16 protein-coding genes are annotated in these 17,532 nt (G+C 69.8%); 5 read left to right on the top strand and 11 right to left on the bottom strand.

Features of this window, described 5'->3' with window-relative positions; genetic code table 11:
- Positions 1–13 precede the first annotated feature (13 nt).
- Positions 14–520, top strand: a complete 507-nt coding sequence (locus BLT25_RS02790; RefSeq protein ID WP_091041628.1) for a GNAT family N-acetyltransferase — start codon at positions 14–16, stop codon at positions 518–520.
- Here the strand turns inward: BLT25_RS02790 and BLT25_RS02785 are convergent.
- A complete protein-coding gene (locus tag BLT25_RS02785; protein WP_091041625.1) occupies positions 511–1,734 on the bottom strand; it encodes a cytochrome P450 in 1,224 nt (407 codons plus the stop codon). The two genes, BLT25_RS02790 and BLT25_RS02785, sit on opposite strands and share 10 nt — an antisense overlap.
- Before the next feature lie 199 nt (positions 1,735–1,933).
- Here BLT25_RS02785 and BLT25_RS02780 point away from each other — a divergent pair, with 199 nt between their 5' ends.
- The 4 genes from BLT25_RS02780 to BLT25_RS02765 are packed head-to-tail and all read left to right on the top strand — an operon-like array spanning position 1,934 to position 7,552.
- Complete coding sequence (locus BLT25_RS02780) at positions 1,934–3,097, top strand: steroid 3-ketoacyl-CoA thiolase (RefSeq protein ID WP_091041623.1); 1,164 nt, start codon at positions 1,934–1,936, stop codon at positions 3,095–3,097.
- Between the two features lie 4 nt (positions 3,098–3,101).
- Positions 3,102–4,718, top strand: a complete 1,617-nt coding sequence (locus BLT25_RS02775) for a GMC family oxidoreductase (RefSeq protein WP_091041621.1) — start codon at positions 3,102–3,104, stop codon at positions 4,716–4,718.
- A 12-nt stretch (positions 4,719–4,730) separates the two neighbouring features.
- Positions 4,731–6,314 (top strand): succinic semialdehyde dehydrogenase, encoded by a 1,584-nt coding sequence (locus tag BLT25_RS02770; protein ID WP_091041619.1) that lies wholly within the window; start codon positions 4,731–4,733, stop codon positions 6,312–6,314.
- The gene (locus BLT25_RS02765; protein ID WP_091041617.1) at positions 6,311–7,552 is read left to right on the top strand and encodes a hypothetical protein; all 1,242 of its coding nucleotides are present in this window, start codon (positions 6,311–6,313) and stop codon (positions 7,550–7,552) included. Before BLT25_RS02770 ends, BLT25_RS02765 begins: the two co-directional genes overlap by 4 nt.
- Positions 7,553–7,554: 2 nt before the next feature.
- On the opposite strand, the gene BLT25_RS02760 is transcribed toward BLT25_RS02765, so the two are convergent.
- From BLT25_RS02760 to BLT25_RS02715, 10 genes are all read right to left on the bottom strand, one after another.
- The gene (locus BLT25_RS02760) at positions 7,555–7,977 is read right to left on the bottom strand and encodes a nitroreductase/quinone reductase family protein (RefSeq protein ID WP_091041615.1); all 423 of its coding nucleotides are present in this window, start codon (positions 7,975–7,977) and stop codon (positions 7,555–7,557) included.
- A 146-nt stretch (positions 7,978–8,123) separates the two neighbouring features.
- Positions 8,124–9,734, bottom strand: coding sequence for an FAD-dependent oxidoreductase (locus tag BLT25_RS02755; protein ID WP_091041612.1), 1,611 nt, complete (start codon positions 9,732–9,734; stop codon positions 8,124–8,126).
- Positions 9,731–11,005, bottom strand: coding sequence for an NAD(P)-binding domain-containing protein (locus BLT25_RS30295; RefSeq protein WP_256328416.1), 1,275 nt, complete (start codon positions 11,003–11,005; stop codon positions 9,731–9,733). Before BLT25_RS30295 ends, BLT25_RS02755 begins: the two co-directional genes overlap by 4 nt.
- On the bottom strand, positions 11,002–11,766 hold the full coding sequence (locus BLT25_RS02745) for an SDR family oxidoreductase (RefSeq protein WP_256328415.1): 765 nt from the start codon (positions 11,764–11,766) through the stop codon (positions 11,002–11,004). Before BLT25_RS02745 ends, BLT25_RS30295 begins: the two co-directional genes overlap by 4 nt.
- A complete protein-coding gene (locus BLT25_RS02740; protein ID WP_091041607.1) occupies positions 11,763–13,244 on the bottom strand; it encodes an aldehyde dehydrogenase in 1,482 nt (493 codons plus the stop codon). The genes BLT25_RS02745 and BLT25_RS02740 overlap by 4 nt, the downstream gene beginning before the upstream one ends.
- Positions 13,241–13,843, bottom strand: a complete 603-nt coding sequence (locus BLT25_RS02735) for a hypothetical protein (RefSeq protein WP_091041604.1) — start codon at positions 13,841–13,843, stop codon at positions 13,241–13,243. Before BLT25_RS02735 ends, BLT25_RS02740 begins: the two co-directional genes overlap by 4 nt.
- On the bottom strand, positions 13,844–14,038 hold the full coding sequence (locus BLT25_RS02730) for a ferredoxin (RefSeq protein ID WP_091041601.1): 195 nt from the start codon (positions 14,036–14,038) through the stop codon (positions 13,844–13,846).
- Positions 14,035–15,420 (bottom strand): cytochrome P450, encoded by a 1,386-nt coding sequence (locus tag BLT25_RS02725; protein WP_256328414.1) that lies wholly within the window; start codon positions 15,418–15,420, stop codon positions 14,035–14,037. Before BLT25_RS02725 ends, BLT25_RS02730 begins: the two co-directional genes overlap by 4 nt.
- On the bottom strand, positions 15,417–16,196 hold the full coding sequence (locus tag BLT25_RS02720) for an SDR family oxidoreductase (RefSeq protein ID WP_091041598.1): 780 nt from the start codon (positions 16,194–16,196) through the stop codon (positions 15,417–15,419). Before BLT25_RS02720 ends, BLT25_RS02725 begins: the two co-directional genes overlap by 4 nt.
- Before the next feature lie 112 nt (positions 16,197–16,308).
- Positions 16,309–17,532: a cytochrome P450 gene (locus BLT25_RS02715; RefSeq protein ID WP_091041596.1), complete on the bottom strand. Its 1,224-nt coding sequence runs from the start codon at positions 17,530–17,532 to the stop codon at positions 16,309–16,311.

The raw sequence follows: 17,532 nt of genomic DNA, 5'->3' as shown, positions 1-17,532 counted from the left end.
TGGAGTGCCAGACATGAGCTACGCAGGACTGAGCAAGCTGCTCGTCGTGCCCGAGGGGTTCGAGGCGCCGCGGGTGCTCACCCACGGCGACCTGACGGCGCGGCCGCTGTCGCGCGAGTGCCTGGCCGATGACGTACGTGCCATCAACGCCGGCCGGGAGCTCATCAACGCGACCCGGGGTGGTGGGTGGCCGGAGGGGCCGACGTCGGAGGAGGACGACTACATCGACCTGGTCTGGCACGAGGGCGAGTGGAAGGAGAACAAGTCGTTCTCCTACCTCCTGGAGACCTCAGGGCTCGGCTACGTCGGGTGCGCCTATCTCTACCCGCTGGGCATCCGGCAGGAACTGAGCGAGGAGCTGGCGGCGTACGACGTCGACGTCAGCTGGTGGGTGACCACCGAGGCCTATGAACAGGGGCTCTACGAGGTAGTCCACGAAGCGTTGGAGAAGTGGGTGCCGGCGCACTATCCGTTCCGCCGGCCCCACTTCTCCAATGTCCGGATTCCTGGTCAGGCGTAGCTGACCGGAAGCTCCTTGATGCCGTTGATCCACGCGTGACGCAGCCGGCGCGGTGCGCCGTTGGGCTTCAGGTCGGGCATCCGGTCGGCGATCACGTCGAACATGATCCGCACCTCCATCCGCGCCAGGTTGGCCCCGATGCAGTAGTGGGCGCCGTGGCCGCCGAAGGCGAGGTGGGGGTTGTGCTCGCGGGTGATGTCGAAGGTGTCGGGGTCGTCGAAGACGTCCTCGTCGTGGTTCCCCGAGGCGTAGTAGAGCCCGACGCGCTGCCCGGCCTTGACGAGCTGTCCGCCGACCTCCACGTCGTTGATCGCGGTGCGGTGGAAGACGGTCACCGGGGTCGCCCAGCGGATCACCTCGTCGACCATCGTGTCGGGCCGCTCCTTCTTCCACAGCTCCCACTGGTCGGGGTTCTCGAAGAAGGCCTGCATGCCGTGCGAGATCGCGTTGCGGGTGGTCTCGTTGCCCGCGACCGCGAGCAAGATGACGAAGAAGCCGAACTCGTCATCGCCCAGCGCGCCGCCCTCCATCTCGGCGTTGACGAGCTTGGAGATGATGTCGTCCTTGGGGTCGGCCTTGCGCTCGGCGGCCAGCATCATCGCGTACGTCAGGATCTCGATCGAGGCGGCCTCGGGATCGGCGTCGTACTCCGGGTCGTCGTAGGCGAGCATCTGGTTGGACCAGTCGAAGAGCTTGCGGCGGTCCTCCTGCGGGACGCCGAGCAGCTCGGCGATCGCCTGGAGCGGGAGCTCGGCGGCGACCTCGGAGACGAAGTCGCCCTCACCCTTGGCCAGCGCGTCGTCGATGATGCCGTTGGCCCGCTCGATCAGGCGCTCCTTGAGAGCGTTGATCGCGCGCGGGGTGAACCCTCGGCTGATGATCTGGCGCAGCTTGGTGTGGTCGGGCGCGTCGTGGTGGATCAGCATCGCGCGCTGCAGCTCGACCTGCTCGCGGGTCATGTCCGGCGCGAACCGGATGATGACGCCGTTCTCGTTGGTGCTGAAGTTCTCGCTGTCCTTGGAGACGGCGAGGATGTCCTCGTGCTTGCTGACCGCCCAGAAGCCGGTGTCGAGGAACCCTGCTCGCGCCTCGGGCTTCTGCTCGATCCAGAAGACCGGAGCCGTACGTCGCAGCTCCATGAACTCCTGGAGCGGGACGCGCTCCTCGTTGAGCACGGGATCAGTCGGATCGAAATCCACGGGGAGAGCGGTCACGGGTGTGCTCCTTCGAGGTCTTTTCTGTAACACGTTCTAGTTTATCGTCACACAGTGCCCAGGATCACACAAGGGTTGCGCTAAACGAGAACACGTTCTACTTTGGGACAATCGAGTGTAACCGGTGTCACGTCATCAGGCGTGGCGGTGCGCGGCCGCGCACCAGCGACTTGTCGATACCCCCGAAGAGCGAGGTTCCATGGGCACGCCCGTCATCGTCGAAGCCGTCCGTACCCCCATCGGCAAACGCAAGGGCTGGCTGGCGGGTCTGCACCCGGGCGTCCTGCTCGGTGCCGCCCAGGTCGAGGTGCTCAAGCGCGCCGGCATCGACCCTGACCTGGTGGATCAGGTCATCGGCGGCTGCGTCTCCCAGGCCGGGGAGCAGTCCAACAACATGGTCCGCCGCGCCTGGCTCCACGCCGGGCTGCCGATCCACACCGGCTCCACGGTCATCGACGCGCAGTGCTCCTCGGCCCAGCAGGCCACGCACCTGATCAACGCGATGATCGCCTCCGACCAGATCAAGGTCGGCATCGCCTGCGGTGTCGAGTCGATGTCACGCATCCCGCTGGGCGCCAACGTGCCCAAGGGAGCCGGCGATCCACGTCCCGCGGACTGGAACATAGATCTGCCCAACCAGTTCGAGGGCGCCGACCGGATCGTCAAGAACCGCGGGTTCTCCCGCAACGAGGTCGACGAGTTCGGGCTCTGGTCGCAGGTCAAGGCGCGTCAGGCGCGCGACGCCGGGCACCTCGAGAGCCAGATCTTCGCCGTCGAGGCCCCCATGCTCGACGACGAGGGCAACCTCACCGGTGAGGTACGCACGGTCACCGAGGACCAGGGCATCCGCGACACCTCCCTCGACAAGCTCGCCGGGCTCAGCCCTGTGCTCGAGGGCGGCACCCACACCGCCGGCACCTCCTCGCAGATCTCCGACGGCGCCTCGGCGCTCCTGCTGATGGACTCCGACGTCGCCGCCTCCCTCGGGCTCACCCCGCGGGCCCGGATCGTCACCTCCAACCTCGTCGGCTCCGACCCCTACTACCACCTCGACGGCCCCGTCCAGGCGACCGAGAAGGCGCTGAAGGACACCGGGATGACGATCGGCGACATCGACATCGCCGAGGTCAACGAGGCCTTCGCCGGCGTGGTCATGTCCTGGGCCAAGGTGCACCAGGTCCCCGAGGAGAAGATCAACGTCAACGGCGGCGCGATCGCGCTCGGCCACCCGGTCGGCTCCACCGGCACCCGCCTGCTCACCGCCGCGCTGCACGAGCTCGAACGGCGCGACGCCAGCACCGCCCTGGTCTCCATGTGCGCCGGTGGTGCGCAGGCCACCGCCACGATCATCGAGAGGATCTGACCTCATGGCACGCGAGAAAGTCACCGAGGCGGAGTACGTCGTCGTCGGCGCCGGCTCGGCCGGCTGTGCCGTCGCCGGCCGCCTGGCCGCGGCCGGCAAGTCCGTCATCCTCCTCGAAGCCGGCAAGAACGACAAGCACAACTACCTGGTCACCAAGCCGGGCATGATCGGCCCGATGCACGCCGAGCCACGGCTGAAGAAGCTCGTCGACTGGGGATACCACACGGTCCCCCAGCAGCACGCCCGCAACCGCGAGCTGCCCCAGCCGCGCGGCAAGGTGCTCGGCGGCTCCTCCTCCATCAACGGCCTGCTGTGGGTCCGGGGCAACCGGGCCAACTACGACGCCTGGGCAGCCGAGGGCAACACCGGCTGGGACGCGGACTCGGTCAACGAGGCGTACCGGAGGGTCGAGGACTACGAGGGCGGCGGCACCGACTACCGCGGCACGGGCGGGCCGATCAAGGTCATGAAGCACCCGCGCCCGACCGAGGCGTCGCTCTCCTTCCAGCGCGCCGCCGCCGAGACCCTCGACGTGAAGGTGCTCGACGACTACAACGGCGCCGAGCAGGAGGGCGTCTCGACCTTCCAGCAGAGCGCGATCGACGGGCTGCGCTACTCGGCATCGCGGGGCTACCTCCACGACCAGGAGCTGCCCAGCCTGACCACGCTGACCCGCGTGCACGTCTCGAGGATCGTGATCGAGAACGGGCGGGCGACGGGGGTCGAGATCGTCACCAAACAGGGTCCTCGGACGATCTCGGCCACCCAGGAGGTCATCGTCTCCGCGGGCGTCTTCGGCTCGGCGCAGCTGCTGATGCTCTCCGGAATCGGTCATTCCGCCCATCTGGCCGAGCACGGGATCCAGACTGTCCACGAGCTGCCGGTCGGCGACAACCTGCACGACCACATGTTCGTGCCGACCACGTGGGAGATGCCGACGGCTCTGCACCACGGCACCGCGGGCTACTTCGGCAAGGCGGTCCTCAAGGAGCAGACCGTCGGGAAGTCGATCCTCGGCCACACCGTCTTCGAGACGGTCGGGTTCGTACGCACCTCGCTGGCCACCGACGTACCGGACCTGCAGCTGCACGTCCTTCCCTGGGCCTACCCCTCCCCCAACCAGGACGCACCGATCCGCCACGACGTCGACCCGCGGGCCGCGTTGACGGTGATGTCGTCGCTCATCTACCCGCGCTCGCGCGGGACGCTGCGGCTGCGCAGCGCCGACCCGACGGCCGAGCCGCTGATCGACTTCAACTACCTCGCCGAGCCCGACGACAAGCGCGTGCTCCTCGAGGGCGTGGAGATGATCCGCGAGATCATGGCCTCACCTGCCTTCGGCGACCAGGTCAAGTCCGAGATCCATCCCGGCAAGGCGATCGACGCCGAGGCGATGAAGGATGAGGTGACCAACCGGGCGACCTCGATCTACCACGGTGTCGGCACGTGCCGGATGGGCGTCGACGAGCGAGCGGTGGTCGACCCGCAGCTCCGGGTACGCGGCATCGACGGCCTCCGCGTAGCCGACGCGTCGATCATGCCGTCGATCATCGGCGGCAACACCAACGCTCCGGCGGTCATGATCGGTGACCGTTGCGCAACCTTCGTCCTCAACAGCTGATCGGAATCAGACATGAGCACTGACACCGCGAAGACAGCGGGCGTACGCCGCCCCGACTGGATCACCGAGGAGGTGCTGGGCGAGCTGGTCTCTCGGGTCCCGTCCTCCACGGGTGCGTCCTGGAAGCTGACCGAGGTCTACACCGGCGAGGTGCTGGTGGCGCTGCCGCAGTCCTCGCCGGAAGACGTGGAGCGGGCCGCCGCGGCCGGCCGGGCGGCGCAGCGGGCGTGGGCGGCGACGCCGCTGCCGGAGCGCCTGGCCGTCTTCAAGCGTGCCCACGAGCTGATCCTGCGCAACCAGCACAAGATCGCCGACCTCATCCAGGCCGAGTCGGGCAAGGCACGCCGGATCGCGTTCGAGGAGGTCTGCGACCCGCCGATGGTGATCTCGCACTACCTCAAGCGCGCGCCGAAGCTGCTCAAGGACAAGAAGCGCCCGGGCGTGATGCCGGTGCTGTCGAGCTCGATCGAGCGCCACCCGCCGCGGGGCCTGATCGGGATCATCGCGCCGTGGAACTTCCCGTTCGCGACCGGTCTCTCCGACGCGATCCCGGCGCTCATGGCCGGCAACGCGGTGCTCCTCAAGCCCGACAACAAGACCGCCCTGTCGCCCCTGTTCGGGATCTCGCTGCTCGAGGAGGCGGGCCTGCCGAAGGGCCTCTTCCAGGTCGTCTGCGGCGAGGGCCCGGACGTAGGGCCCACGATGCTGGACAACGTCGACTACGCGATGTTCACCGGCTCGACCGCGACCGGCCGGGTGATCGGCGAGCAGGCGGGGCGCAACCTGATCGGTGCGTGCCTCGAGCTCGGCGGCAAGAACCCGATGATCGTCCTCGACGACGCCGACATCGACGAGACCGTCGGCGGCTCGATGTTCGCCGTCTTCGGCAACACCGGCCAGATCTGCATGCACATCGAGCGGATCTACATCCCCGATGCGAGGTACGACGAGTTCCGCGACAAGTTCGTAGCGGCTGTCGAGGGGATGCGGATCGAGGCGGCGTACGCCTTCGGACCGGACCTCGGCGCGCTGGTCTCCCCCGACCACCTGGCGCGGGTCCAGTCGCACGTCGAGGACGCGGTCGCCAAGGGCGCCACCGTGCTGACCGGCGGGAAGGCCCGGCCCGACATCGGGCCGACGTTCTTCGAGCCGACCATCCTCGAGGGCACCACCAAGGAAATGCTCCACGGGGTGACCGAGACCTTCGGGCCGGTGGTCTCGCTGCACCGCTACTCGACGCTCGAGGAGGCGATCGAGCTGGCCAACGACACCGACTACGGGCTCAACGCCTCGGTGTGGACCACGAACTTCAAGCGCGCACAGGCGATCGCGGCCCGGATCGAGTCCGGCAACGTCAACATCAACGACGGCCTGGCCACCGCGTACGCCTCGAAGTCGACCCCGTCCGGAGGCATGAAGCAGTCCGGCGTCGGTGCCCGGCACGGCGACCAGGGGCTGCTGAAGTACACCGAGACCCAGAACGTCGCGACCTTGAAGAAGCAGGTCATGGGGCCGCAGGGCAAGCAGACCTTCGACGACTACGCCAAGCAGATGCAGACGTCGTTGCGCTGGATGCGGAAGCTCCGCATCCGTTGACCCGCTCCCGCTACGCCGACCTGACCAGGGAGGAGCTCGCCGAGGTCGTCCGCGAGCTCCTCCTGATCGGCCAGCTGATCGACCGCTCCGGGATGGCGTGGTGCATCTCCGCCTTCGGGCGCGAGGAGATGCTGCGGATCGCGATCGTCGAGTGGGCCGCCGCCTCGCCGATCTACACCCGGCGGATGCAGGCGGCGCTGGGGTATGCGCCTTCCGTGCCTGGTCAGGGCGATGTGCCCACCATCTTCAAGGGTCTCCAGCTCGACATCGGGGCGCCGCCGCAGTTCATGGACTTCCGCTACACCGTCCACGACGCCCGCCACGGCGAGTTCCACCTGGACCACTGCGGTGCGCTGATGGACGTGGAGCCGATGGGCGAGGAGTACGTCCGCGGCATGTGCCACGACATCGAGGACCCGACCTTCGATGCCACCGCCATCGCGACCCACCCCCGCGCGCAGGTGCGCCCGGTCCACCGGCCGCCACGGATGCCGGCCGACCGGACGCCGCACTGCCGCTGGACCGTGGTCATCGACGACTCCCACCCCGAGGCGCAGGCCGTCCCGGAGCTGGCCGTCAACGAGCGCTCCCGAGCCGCGACCCTCGAGCTGGCGCCGATCGATCCGGCTGATGCTGGCGCGGCCGACTATGCCGGGCCGCTTCTCTCCGATCTCGACCTGGCCGGTTTCTCCCACTCGGCGCTGGCGCGGATCGCCGACGAGGTCTGCCTGCAGATGGCGCTGCTCGACCGTGGCTTCACGCTCGCGCTCGAGCCCCGGGCGACCTCACCCGAGCAGCTCCTCGACATCCGCCGCAAGCAGCTGGTCGGGGTCGCCGGCATCGCTGCCGCACGCCTCGCCCGGGCTCTCTCGCTGCCGCCTGACATCAAGGGAGCGGTGCGGCTGCTCGCGCTCCACCCGATGCTCAACCCCGCTGCTTACGTCTCGGTCGAGGCGGATGCCGACGCACTCGTCGTGCGGCCCTCGGCCGCCGACGAGGACGGCGCCTGGGTCTCGCTGATCGGTCCGGAATGGTCCGTTCCGCTCCAGGCCGCGGTGCAGGCCCTCGACCCTCACCTCGACGTCGAGGTCGGTGCCGTCGAAGACGGCTGGCGGGCCGAGGTCGTACGCCGCCCCGAGCCCGCTCCCGAGGCCGCCGAGGTCGCGGTGGTGCGGTTCAGCACCGGCGCGGACTTCGCCTTCGAGCCGCGCCGGTCGCTGCCGATCACACCGGTCTGAGCTCAGCGCCGCCGCAGGGCGAGGATCGGGATGACCCGGTCGGTCTTCGCCTCGTACTCGCCGAACCCGGGGCTCATCGCCTTGAACCGCTCCCAGGCGGCGTCGCGCTCGGCGTCCTTCAGCTCGGTCACCTCGACCTCGACGACGCCCTCGTCGGGGGTCTCGATCTTGGTCTCCGGGTGGGCCAGCAGGTTGTGGTACCAGGCCGGGTTCTCGGGCGCGCCGGCCTTGGAGGCGGCGATCAGCCAGGTGTCGGGGTCCGGATGGAGGTTGGCCACCGGCGAGACCCGCTCGGTGCCGGTCTTCGCGCCGGTGTGGTGCACGAGCACGAGCCCGCGCCCGAACGGCACCGAGGTCACGTTGCCGTCGTTCGAGCGGAACTCGTCGATGATCGACTGGTTCCAGTCCTGGTAGCCGTCTGACATGGAGTGCCTTCCCCGAGGATCGGTTTTCACCCACTCTTGCAGACCTCCCCAACGCTGACCGAGATTCCTGCCGAGTCGGCTCGTCATAACGAGCCGACTCGGCGATGTCTTCTGTCAGGACGGGCCGACTCGGCGTGGGGAGAGGGTCAGACGCGGGCGAGAGCGGCGATGCGGACCTGCTCCTCCCGGTCGGTCACCTTCACGCGGGGCCGGCCGATCTCCTTGCCGGACTCGCGCTCGTGGGTGTCGAGCGTGTTCCAGCCGGTCTGGTCGACGACGATCACCCCGCGCTCTGCGAGGAGGTCGTCGAGGGGCTCGCCGGCGGGGTCGGCGAGCGAGCCGGCGGCGTGGTCGTCCAGGAGGGTGCGTACGGTCTCGGCGGCGCAGGCGCGGTTGGTGCCGATCACGCCGCTGGGGCCGCGCTTGGCCCAGCCCGCGGTGTAGGTGGCGCGGGAGCCGAGCACCCGGCCGGCCTCGTGCGGGAAGCGGCCGCTGCCCTCCTCGTGCGGGACACCGTCGACCCCTACGGAGCGGTAGCCGGTGGCGCGGACGACCAGGCCGGCCTCGATCTCCTCGCCGCCCTCGAACCGAACTCCGGCGACGGTGTCTGCGCCGAGGATCTCGGTGGGGGTCAGGCCGAAGCGGAGGACCAGCCGCTTCGCGGCGTTCGTACGCGGCCGGGCGGCCAGGTCGCGGAGCAGGTCGGCCTTCTGGACCGCCGCGAAGCTGCGGGCGTTGCGCTCGGTCGCACCGTCCTCGGCCGGGAGTCCTGCGAGGTCGGCCTCCCCGACCACGACGTCGATGCCCGGGTCGTCGGCCAGTGCGCGCAGCTCGGGGCTGGTGAAGGCGGCGTGCTCGGCGCCACGACGGGCGGTGACGACGACCTCGCGGATACCGCTGGCGGCCAGGGCCGAAAGCGCCGCCGGGGCCAGGTCGGAGGACGTCAGCGCCTCCTCGTCGGCCAGCAGCAGCCGGGCCAGGTCGAGCGCGACGTTGCCGTTGCCGATGACCACGGCGCGCTCATGGGCGAGCGGGAAGGTGAGCGCGGCCCGGTCGGGATGGCCGTTGTACCAACCGACGAGCTCCGCGGCCGAGGTCGAGCCAGGCAGCTCCTCCCCCGGCAGGCCGAGGCTGCGACCCTCGCCGGCGCCGGTCGTGTAGACGACCGCGTGGTGGGCGCCGAGCAGCTCCTCATGGGTGACGTCTCGCCCGATCTCGACGTTGTAGCGCGTCCGCACCCGGCGGTGGCGGGCCGTCTTGGCGAAGTCCGCGGACACCTCCTTGGTGTCCAGATGGTCCGGCGCGACGCCGTAGCGGACCAGGCCGTACGGGGTCGCGAGCCGGTCGATGACGGTGATCTCGACGTCGCAGCGGCGGGTGGTGGCGAGCTCCTGGGCGACGTACCAGCCCGCGGGGCCGGCCCCGACCACGGCCACCTTGAGCGGGCCTCCGGGGATCTTGGCGCCGGACGGCGGCAGCGGCACGGGCTCGTCCTGCTCGCCGGTGAACTCGAAGAAGGCCGCGTTGATGTCGACGTAGGGCGCGAAGGCGTCGGGCACCTCGTAGTCCGGGTAGATCGCGTTGACCGGGCAGGCGTCCTCGCAGGCGCCGCAGTCGATGCACTCGTCGGGATGGATGTAGAGCATCTCGGCGGCACCGAACCCCGGCTCGTCGGGGCCGGGGTGGATGCAGTCGACCGGGCAGACCTCGACGCAGGAGGCGTCGTTGCAGCAGGACTGGGTGATGACGTACGTCATGAGCGTTGAGCCTTCCTCCGGGCCTTGCCGATCGCCTCCTCGACGACCGTGTTCATCCTGGCACCGTTGGGCCATCCCGCGTAGTGGCTCAGAAAGACGACGATCTCGCGCAGCTCGTCCTCGGAGAGCTCGCCGTTGGCGTACGCCGCGGGGATCTGGATCCCGAGCACGTCCGCGGCACCCTGGCCGGCGAGCAGGCCGATCAACAGGAGCCGGCGGTCGCGGGTGGTCAGGCCCGGGCGCTGCCAGATGTCTCCGAAGAGGTGGTCGGCGGTGTAGCGGAAGAAGTCGCCCTCGCCGTCGGCCATGTCGAAGCCGTAGACCTCCTCCATCTTGCGCAGCCCTCGAGCGCGGGCTTCGGGGAGGTCGGCGAACTTGTCCTCCACCGGTTCTGCCGGGCCGGCTCCGGACATCCCCAGCCCTGGCGCCAGCCGCTCGAGCGCGAGCCGGGCGAGCGGCACCTCGACGCCGAGCTCGTCGGCGAGCGCGATCGCGAAGCCGAGGTCCTTCTCCCCCAGCGCGACCACGTGGCCGAAGATCCCGTGCCAGAAGTCGGTCTCCTCGATCGGTGCGGTGGTGTCGCGGTGCATGATCGCGCCCGGTCCACCGGTGATCGCGTCGGTGTGGCGGACGACGTCGCCGAGCGCCACCAGGTCCAGCCCTGCCGCCTCGGCGAGACGCTGGGCCTCGGTGGCGGCGGTGAAGGAGGCGAAGTGGAGCAGGTTGCGGGCCAGCTTGAACCTGGTCCCGGTGCCGACCGAGCCGGCATGGACGACCTTGGAGCCCATCGCCGCCAGGACCGGCCCGGCCGCTGCGTACGCCTCGGGGCTGCCGCCCACGAGGATCGCCAGGGTGCCTTCGGCGGCTCCCATCGGGCCACCGGAGACGGGGGCGTCGAGCACGTGGACACCGTGCGGATGGGCGGTCGCGGCCAGCTCGGCGGGGGTCGCCGGGGCGACCGTGGAGTGCACGAGGACCGTCAGTGGGGCGCCCTCCGGCCGCTCGCCGACGGCGGTGAGCACCTCGGCGAGCACCTGGCGCACCTGGTCGTCGTCGCGCACCATCACGCTGAGCACGTCGACCGCGGTCGCAAGCTCTGCGACCGAGGCGGTCGTCTTCGCGCCCGCGGCGCTCAGCTCCGCGACGGGCTCGGGTGCGATGTCGTGCACCCACAGCTCGATCCCGTCCGTACCTGCGAGCTGGAGCGCCATCGGCTTGCCGATGTTGCCGAGCCCGACGAAGCCGGCGCGTGTCCTCGGCGCCGCGTTCACAGCCGGAACGTCCCGCCACCGTCGACGGCGATGATCTGGCCGGAGATCCACGAGGAGTCCTCGGAAAGGAGGAACTTCGCGGTCCCGACCATGTCCTCGGTGGTGCCGAGGCGCTTGATCGCCATGCCCTTCGTCATCTCCTTGGCCGCGTCACCGGCCTGGACCCGGGTCGCCTCGGTGTCGGTCGGCCCCGGCGCGATCGCGTTGACGCGGATGTTCATCCCACCGAGCTCGTGGGCGAGCTGCTGGGTCAGACCGTTGATGCCGACCTTGGCCAGTCCGTAGAAGCCGGAGTAGAGGTAGGCGGCGGTGGAGGACTGGTTGACGATCGCCCCGCCGCCCCGCTTCTGCATCGCCGGGTAGACGGCTCGGGTCATCACCAGGGCACCGTGGAGGTTCACGCTCATGAACTTCTCGTAGTAGTCCCAGTCGACGGTGATCAGCAGGTCGAAGGCCATGTCGCCGTAGATCGCGGCGTTGTTGACCAGCCCGTCGATCCCGCCGTACGCCTCGGTCGTCTCGGTCACCAGCGCGGCCGCCGAGGCGTGGTCGGAGACGTCGCAGCGGATGAATCTCGCGACACCGCCGGCCGCCTCGATCTCCTTGGCGACCTGCTGCCCCTTCTCCTCGTTCAGATCGGCGACGACGACGGCAGCGCCCTCGGCGGCGAACCCCTTGGCGTACGCCTCCCCGATCCCCTGCGCCGCCCCGGTGACGACGATGACCTTCTCCTTGAACCTCATGGTCTCTCCTGTGCTCATGCCGGCTCCGCGACCAGCTTCGTCTCGAGGTACTCCTCGAAGCCTTCGACACCCATCTCCCGGCCGAGGCCGGACTGCTTGTAGCCGCCGAAGGGCGCGTCGGGGCCGAACCACTGGCCGCCGTTGACGCCGATCGTGCCGGTGCGGATCCGGGCGGCCACCGACTTCGCGCGCTCCAGAGACCCGGACTCCACGGAGCCGGAGAGGCCGTAGGGCGAGTCGTTGGCGATGCGTACGGCATCGTCGTCACCGTCGTGCGGGATCACGGTGAGCACGGGGCCGAAGATCTCCTCGCGCGCGACGCGGGCGGAGTTGTCGAGGCCGGCGACGACGGTGGGCTGGATCCAGAAACCGCCGGCGAGATCGCCGTCCTGGACCGCGACCGCGCCGCCGGTGACGATGCGGCCGCCCTCCTCCTCGGCGAGCGCGAGGTAGCCGAGGATCCGGTCACGCTGGACCGCGGAGATCACCGGGCCACAGATGGTGCCGGCATCGGCGGGATCGCCCGCCCCGAGGGAGGCCATCGTGGCCGCGGCCGCCTCGACGGCCGCGTCGTAGGACGCGCGAGGCACCAGCAGCCGGGTGGTCAGAGCACAGCCCTGACCTGCGTGAACGGCCACCGAGAAGGCCGCCATCGAGGCAGCCGAGGCGACATCGGCGTCGTCGAGGACGATCGCCGCGGACTTCCCGCCGAGCTCGAGGAAGACCTTCTTCAGGCTGGGCGCCGCGGCCGCCATGATCGCCCGGCCGGTGGCCGTCGATCCGGTGAAGGAGACCAGGTCGACCCGCGGGTCCTCGGCCAGCATCGCGGACACCCGGTTGTCCCGCGGGGTGACGACGTTGAACACGCCCGGCGGGATGTCGGTGTGCTCGGCCACCAGACGGCCGAGCTCCGCGGCCAGCCACGGGGTGTCGGGGGCGGGCTTGAGGATCACTGTGTTGCCCGCGGCCAGCGCCGGGCCGATCTTGGCCAGGTTGATCTGGTTGGGGAAGTTCCACGGCGTGATCGCCGCGACCACCCCGACGGCCTCACGCCGCACGGTCCGCCGCGAGGAGATGCCCATCGTGACCCCGACACCGAGGTCTCGCGACCACTCGTAGGACTCGGCCAGGTCGATCGTCCAGGCCAGGGTCTCGACCGGGGTGTCGAACTGCGGCCCGGCCACCAGGAACGCGGGCGCGCCGACCTCGGCGGTCGTCAGCCCGCGCAGCGCCTCGGCGTTGTCGAGGATCGCCTGATGGAGCTGGCGCAGGCACCGGACCCGCAGCGCCACATCGGTCGACCAGTCGGTCTCGTCGAAGGCCTTGCGCGCCGCGGCGATCGCGGCGTCCATGTCCTGGGCCGTCGAGTCGGGCGCGCGCCCGATCTCGGCCCCCGTGGCCGGGTTGAGGATGGCGTACGTCTCGCCGGAGCTCGCCGCGCCGAGCTTGCCGTCGACGAGCTGCTGGGCGGGCGGGTTGGTGGGGATGCGCGTCATCTCGGCAGCTCCTGGGTCACGAAGTTCCCGGCCGCCACCGGCGGCGGCCAGACGGTCGAGGGCAGGTCGGCGAGGCGGTAGTGGCCGGGTTGCTCGATGCCGTTCAGCGACATCCGCTCCAGCAGCCCGGCGGTCGCCTTCTTCGCCTTGACGATGTCGAGGAAGGTGGTCGCGGTGGAGCCGAGGTCGAACCAGTCCCGCTGCCAGGCGAACTCCAGCCCCTCACCGTCGGGCCGCGGCGCGATCCCGAACCAGGATCCGCCGATCCCGAGGATCTCGTACTCCTCGCCGGTCGCGTCGTCGACGATCCCGGCGCGCTGCCGCCAGAAGCCGATCACCATGGCGTTGACGTCGTCGATGACCGTGGCCTGGTAGTCGTAGTGCCAGCCCTCGAGCCCGGCCATCTCTGTGCCGAGCGCCCACTCCCGGATCTGCTCGCGGCCCACGGCCATGAAGTGCTCGTCGGGGGTGTACATCCAGCCGTACGTCGCGTCCTCGGCGTACACGTCGGCCAGCGGCGACCAGTTGCCGTCGGCCTCCGCCTTCCGGTTGAGGTCGAGCCAGTGGGCCCAGAAACCCTCGATCTCGGCGCGGTCCATTCAGTCCTCCAGGTCTAGAGCGAAAGCGGGGCAGTACTTGACGGCCGCACGCGCGGCGGGAAGCTGCTCCTCGGACGGTTCGGTGATGCGTACGACGACCTGGTAGCTGTCGTCGTCGAAGCCGAAGAGCTCCGGCGCCTCGGCGAGGCACTCCTGGTGCCCTTGGCAGAGCCCGAGGTCGGCTGTCAGCTTCATGCTCTGCCACCACCCACGGACCGCCGCCGGTAGCGGACGCGGCAGGGCTGCTGGAGCTGGATCACCATCTTGGTGAAGTCGTCGGCGTAGGACTCCAGGGGCTGTGCCGCCTCGAACGAGTAGTCGCGCAGGATGACCGAGAAGATCGCCTTCATCTGCATCATCGCGAACGCGTTGCCGACGCAGCGGTGCTTGCCGGCACCGAACGGGATCCAGGTCCAGCGGTTCTGCATGTCCTCCTGGCGCGGGTCGATGTAGCGGCTCGGGTCGAAGGAATCGGCCTTCGGGAAGTCGGCCTCGATCCGGTTGGAGACCCGCGGTGAGGCGGCGAGCAGGGTGCCGGCCGGGATGGTCTCGCCGAGCAGCTCGAAGTCCTCGCGCACCAGCCGCATCAGGATGATCAGCGGCGGGTGCAGCCGCAGCGTCTCCTTCAGGGCCGCCTCGAGCACCGGGATCGAGCGCAGCGCCTGGAAGCTCACCTCGACTGCGCCACTTCCTTCCGGATCGGCGTAGAGCTCGTCGAGCTCGCCCACGACCTCCGCCATCACCGACGGGTTGCGCAGCAGCTCGATCATCGCCCACGACGCGGTGCCGGAGGAGGTGTGGTGGCCGGCGAACATCATCGAGATGAAGACGCCGGTGATGGTGTCGGTGTCCATGTCGATCGAGATGAGCACGTCGAGGAGGTCGCGCTCCTCCCGAGCCACCTTGCCGCGCGCGACCCGCTTGTCGATGATCGCCTGGACCAGCGCGACGAGCTTCTCCCGGGCGGCATCGCGCATCCGGAAGCTCTCGATGTCGGCGTAGGCATCGACGTACGCGATCGCGTCCGTGCCGTGCTCCAGCTCGTGATAGTGCTTGGCGAAGGACGAGTCGAGCTCCTCGCGGAACGGCTTCCCGACCAGGCATGCCGAGGTGGTGTAGATGGTCAGCTCGGCGAAGAAGTCGAGCAGGTCGATCTCGCCCTCGTCGCCCCAGCCGGCGATCATCCGGCGGATCTCGGCCTCGATCGTCTGCGCGTGCCCGCGCATCATGTCGCCGCGCAGCGCCTGGTTCTTCAGCATCTGCTGGCGCTCCTCCGGCGAGGCGTCGAAGACGACGCCCTTGCCGAAGATCGGCGTCATGAACGGGTACGCCGCCGCCTGGTCGAGCACCTCGTCGGGCGCCCGGAAGAACGCCTCGTTGGCCTCGGCCCCGGTGACCAGGACGACGTCCTTGTCGGCGAGGCGGAAGCGTCCGAGGTCTCCGCACTCCTCGCGGACTCGGGTGAACAGCGAGATCGGGTCGACCCGCATCTCGGGCAGGTGCCCGGTGCCGCGGATGATCTCGGGGACGCTCGGGTCCTGGTCGTCCAGGACGGTGGAGACGGTCGGGATCGTCATCGTGCCTCCTGCACAGGGGCTTCGGGGTTGACGTCGATGGTGCTGATGTGGACTCCGCGCTTGGCGGTCACGACCGAGGTGATCGCATCGGCCAGCGCCTGGGCCTTGAGGAAGTGCGGATGGCGCGCGAGGCCCCACCTGACCCACTGCTCCAGCACGAACCCGCCGAGCTCGGCGGGCCACTCGTTGCCGATGTCGGAGTGGGTGGGACCGGGTCGCACGATCGAGGCCCTGACCCCGGTGCCCTCGAGCTCCATCTGGAGCGCGTTGACCATGCCTTCGAGGCCCCACTTGGAGGCTGCGTACGCCCCCATGAACGGCCGCGGCCTCAGCGCCACGTCGGAGGAGAGGAAGACCAGGTCCCCGCGTTGCCGTTCGATCATCCCGGGCCCGAAGGCGCGCAGGACGCGGTGGGCGCCGAGCAGGTTGATGTCGACCTGCCCCGCGAAGGTCGCGGTGTCCACGTCGACCGTGGCACCCGGGTGGGTGACGCCGGCGTTGCTGACCAGGACCTCGACGTCGCCGAGGTCCGCGGCCACCTTCGCGGCGAACTCGGCCACCGAGTCCTCGGAGGTCACGTCCAGAGGGTGCGCGACCGCCTCTCCCCCGTCGGCCCGGATCGCCGCGGCGACCTCCTCGATCCGTTCGACCCGCCGGGCGCCCAACGCGACCGGGAACCCGGCCGTGGCCAGCGCCTTCGCGGTCTCCGCGCCGATCCCCGAGGAGGAACCGGTGATCACCGCCGGGCGACGGTCGGGCTGGTCGTACTTGCTCATGCGTCCTCCCTGGATGCTGACCGAGGTGACTCGGTGAATGCGCACTTCCTTCGCGGAACTCCCCGAAGGGAGTGACCACTGACCGAGGTAGCTCGGTGAACATCCCCACCGCTCACCGCGACCTCCAGCCGAACGTGGCGGGCAGCAGCGCGAACCCGCGCACGCTCGTCGAGTGCACGCGGACCGCCCGGTCGGTGTGGACCTCGAACCCGGACGTACGCCGCACCAGCTCCGCCAGCACGACCTTGGCCTCGAGCCGGGCGAGGTTGGCGCCGAGGCAGAAGTGCCGGCCGACACCGAAGCTCATGATCCTGCCGAGCTCGTCGGAGGGGCGGTGGACGTCGAAGACGTCCGGTGCGGTGAAGACACGTTCGTCGCGGTTGGCCGAGCCGAGCAGGACGAGCAGCTTCGAACCGGCGGGGACCACCTGGCCGTGCAGCTCGACGTCCGAGGCGACGTAGCGGGCCAGCATCTGGCTGGAGGTGTCGTGGCGCAGCGTCTCCTCGATCCACGGGCCCACCAGCGCGCTCTCGCCCGGGTCGGCGAACACCTCGGCGAGCTGATCGGGGTGGGCGCCGAGGTGGAAGAGCGCGTTCCCGAGGAGCTTGGTGGTGGTCTCGTTGCCCGCCACGACCATCAGGAACAGGAACGCGATCACCTCGTGGTCGACCAGTCGGTCCCCGTCGACCTCGGCCTCGATGAGCGCCGAGGTGAGGTCCTCGCTGGGCTGCTTGCGCCGCTGCGCGACCATCTCGGCGTAGTAGCCGATCAGCTCCAGCGCGGCCGTCATCCCGGCCTCCGGCACGTCGCGTACGCCGTCCTCCCGGTGCACCACCAGGTCGGCCAGGCGGCGCACCTCGTCGCGGTCGGCGACCGGGACGCCCATCATCTCCGAGATGACGTCCATCGGGAGCTTGCCGGCGAGCCCGGCGATCCAGTCCACCTCGCCCTCCTCCTCCGAGAGCGCGTCGAGGTAGTGGTCGGCGAGCTCCTGGATCTGCGGGGTCAACTCGCGTACGCGCCGCGGTGTGAACCCGGCCGAGACCAGCTTCCGCAGCCGGGTCTGCTCCTTGCCGTCCAGGGCCAGGAAGGACATCACCCGATGGGCGTCGGCGTTCCAGGCGCTGGCGTCGAGCGAGACCCCCATCCGGTTGGAGAAGGTGACGTCGTCCTTGACCGCGGCGTGTACGTCGGCGTGCCGGGAGAGCGCCCAGAAGTCGTCGGCGGCGTTGTAGTAGAGCGGCGCCTCGTCCCGCAGCCGGGCGTAGACCGGGTAGGGGTCCTCGTGGAAGTCGTAGTCGTAGGGATCGAAGATCTCGGTGGTGGTGCTGGTCAT

The organism is Nocardioides sp. YR527 (assembly GCF_900101045.1).
Lineage (GTDB): Bacteria > Actinomycetota > Actinomycetes > Propionibacteriales > Nocardioidaceae > Nocardioides.
Note: the sequence above shows the minus strand (reverse complement) of the source record. Positions and strands in the feature narration are given on the sequence as shown.

What these genes read in the sequence shown, in the direction of transcription:
- BLT25_RS02790 (WP_091041628.1), top strand. Translation starts at nt 14, where the DNA reads ATGAGCTACGCAGGACTGAGCAAGCTGCTCGTCGTGCCCGAGGGGTTC.
- BLT25_RS02780 (WP_091041623.1), top strand. Translation starts at nt 1,934, where the DNA reads ATGGGCACGCCCGTCATCGTCGAAGCCGTCCGTACCCCCATCGGCAAA.
- BLT25_RS02775 (WP_091041621.1), top strand. Translation starts at nt 3,102, where the DNA reads ATGGCACGCGAGAAAGTCACCGAGGCGGAGTACGTCGTCGTCGGCGCC.
- BLT25_RS02770 (WP_091041619.1), top strand. Translation starts at nt 4,731, where the DNA reads ATGAGCACTGACACCGCGAAGACAGCGGGCGTACGCCGCCCCGACTGG.
- BLT25_RS02760 (WP_091041615.1), bottom strand. Translation starts at nt 7,977, where the DNA reads ATGTCAGACGGCTACCAGGACTGGAACCAGTCGATCATCGACGAGTTC.
- BLT25_RS02755 (WP_091041612.1), bottom strand. Translation starts at nt 9,734, where the DNA reads ATGACGTACGTCATCACCCAGTCCTGCTGCAACGACGCCTCCTGCGTC.
- BLT25_RS02745 (WP_256328415.1), bottom strand. Translation starts at nt 11,766, where the DNA reads ATGAGCACAGGAGAGACCATGAGGTTCAAGGAGAAGGTCATCGTCGTC.
- BLT25_RS02740 (WP_091041607.1), bottom strand. Translation starts at nt 13,244, where the DNA reads ATGACGCGCATCCCCACCAACCCGCCCGCCCAGCAGCTCGTCGACGGC.
- BLT25_RS02735 (WP_091041604.1), bottom strand. Translation starts at nt 13,843, where the DNA reads ATGGACCGCGCCGAGATCGAGGGTTTCTGGGCCCACTGGCTCGACCTC.
- BLT25_RS02730 (WP_091041601.1), bottom strand. Translation starts at nt 14,038, where the DNA reads ATGAAGCTGACAGCCGACCTCGGGCTCTGCCAAGGGCACCAGGAGTGC.
- BLT25_RS02725 (WP_256328414.1), bottom strand. Translation starts at nt 15,420, where the DNA reads ATGACGATCCCGACCGTCTCCACCGTCCTGGACGACCAGGACCCGAGC.
- BLT25_RS02720 (WP_091041598.1), bottom strand. Translation starts at nt 16,196, where the DNA reads ATGAGCAAGTACGACCAGCCCGACCGTCGCCCGGCGGTGATCACCGGT.
- BLT25_RS02715 (WP_091041596.1), bottom strand. Translation starts at nt 17,532, where the DNA reads ATGACCAGCACCACCACCGAGATCTTCGATCCCTACGACTACGACTTC.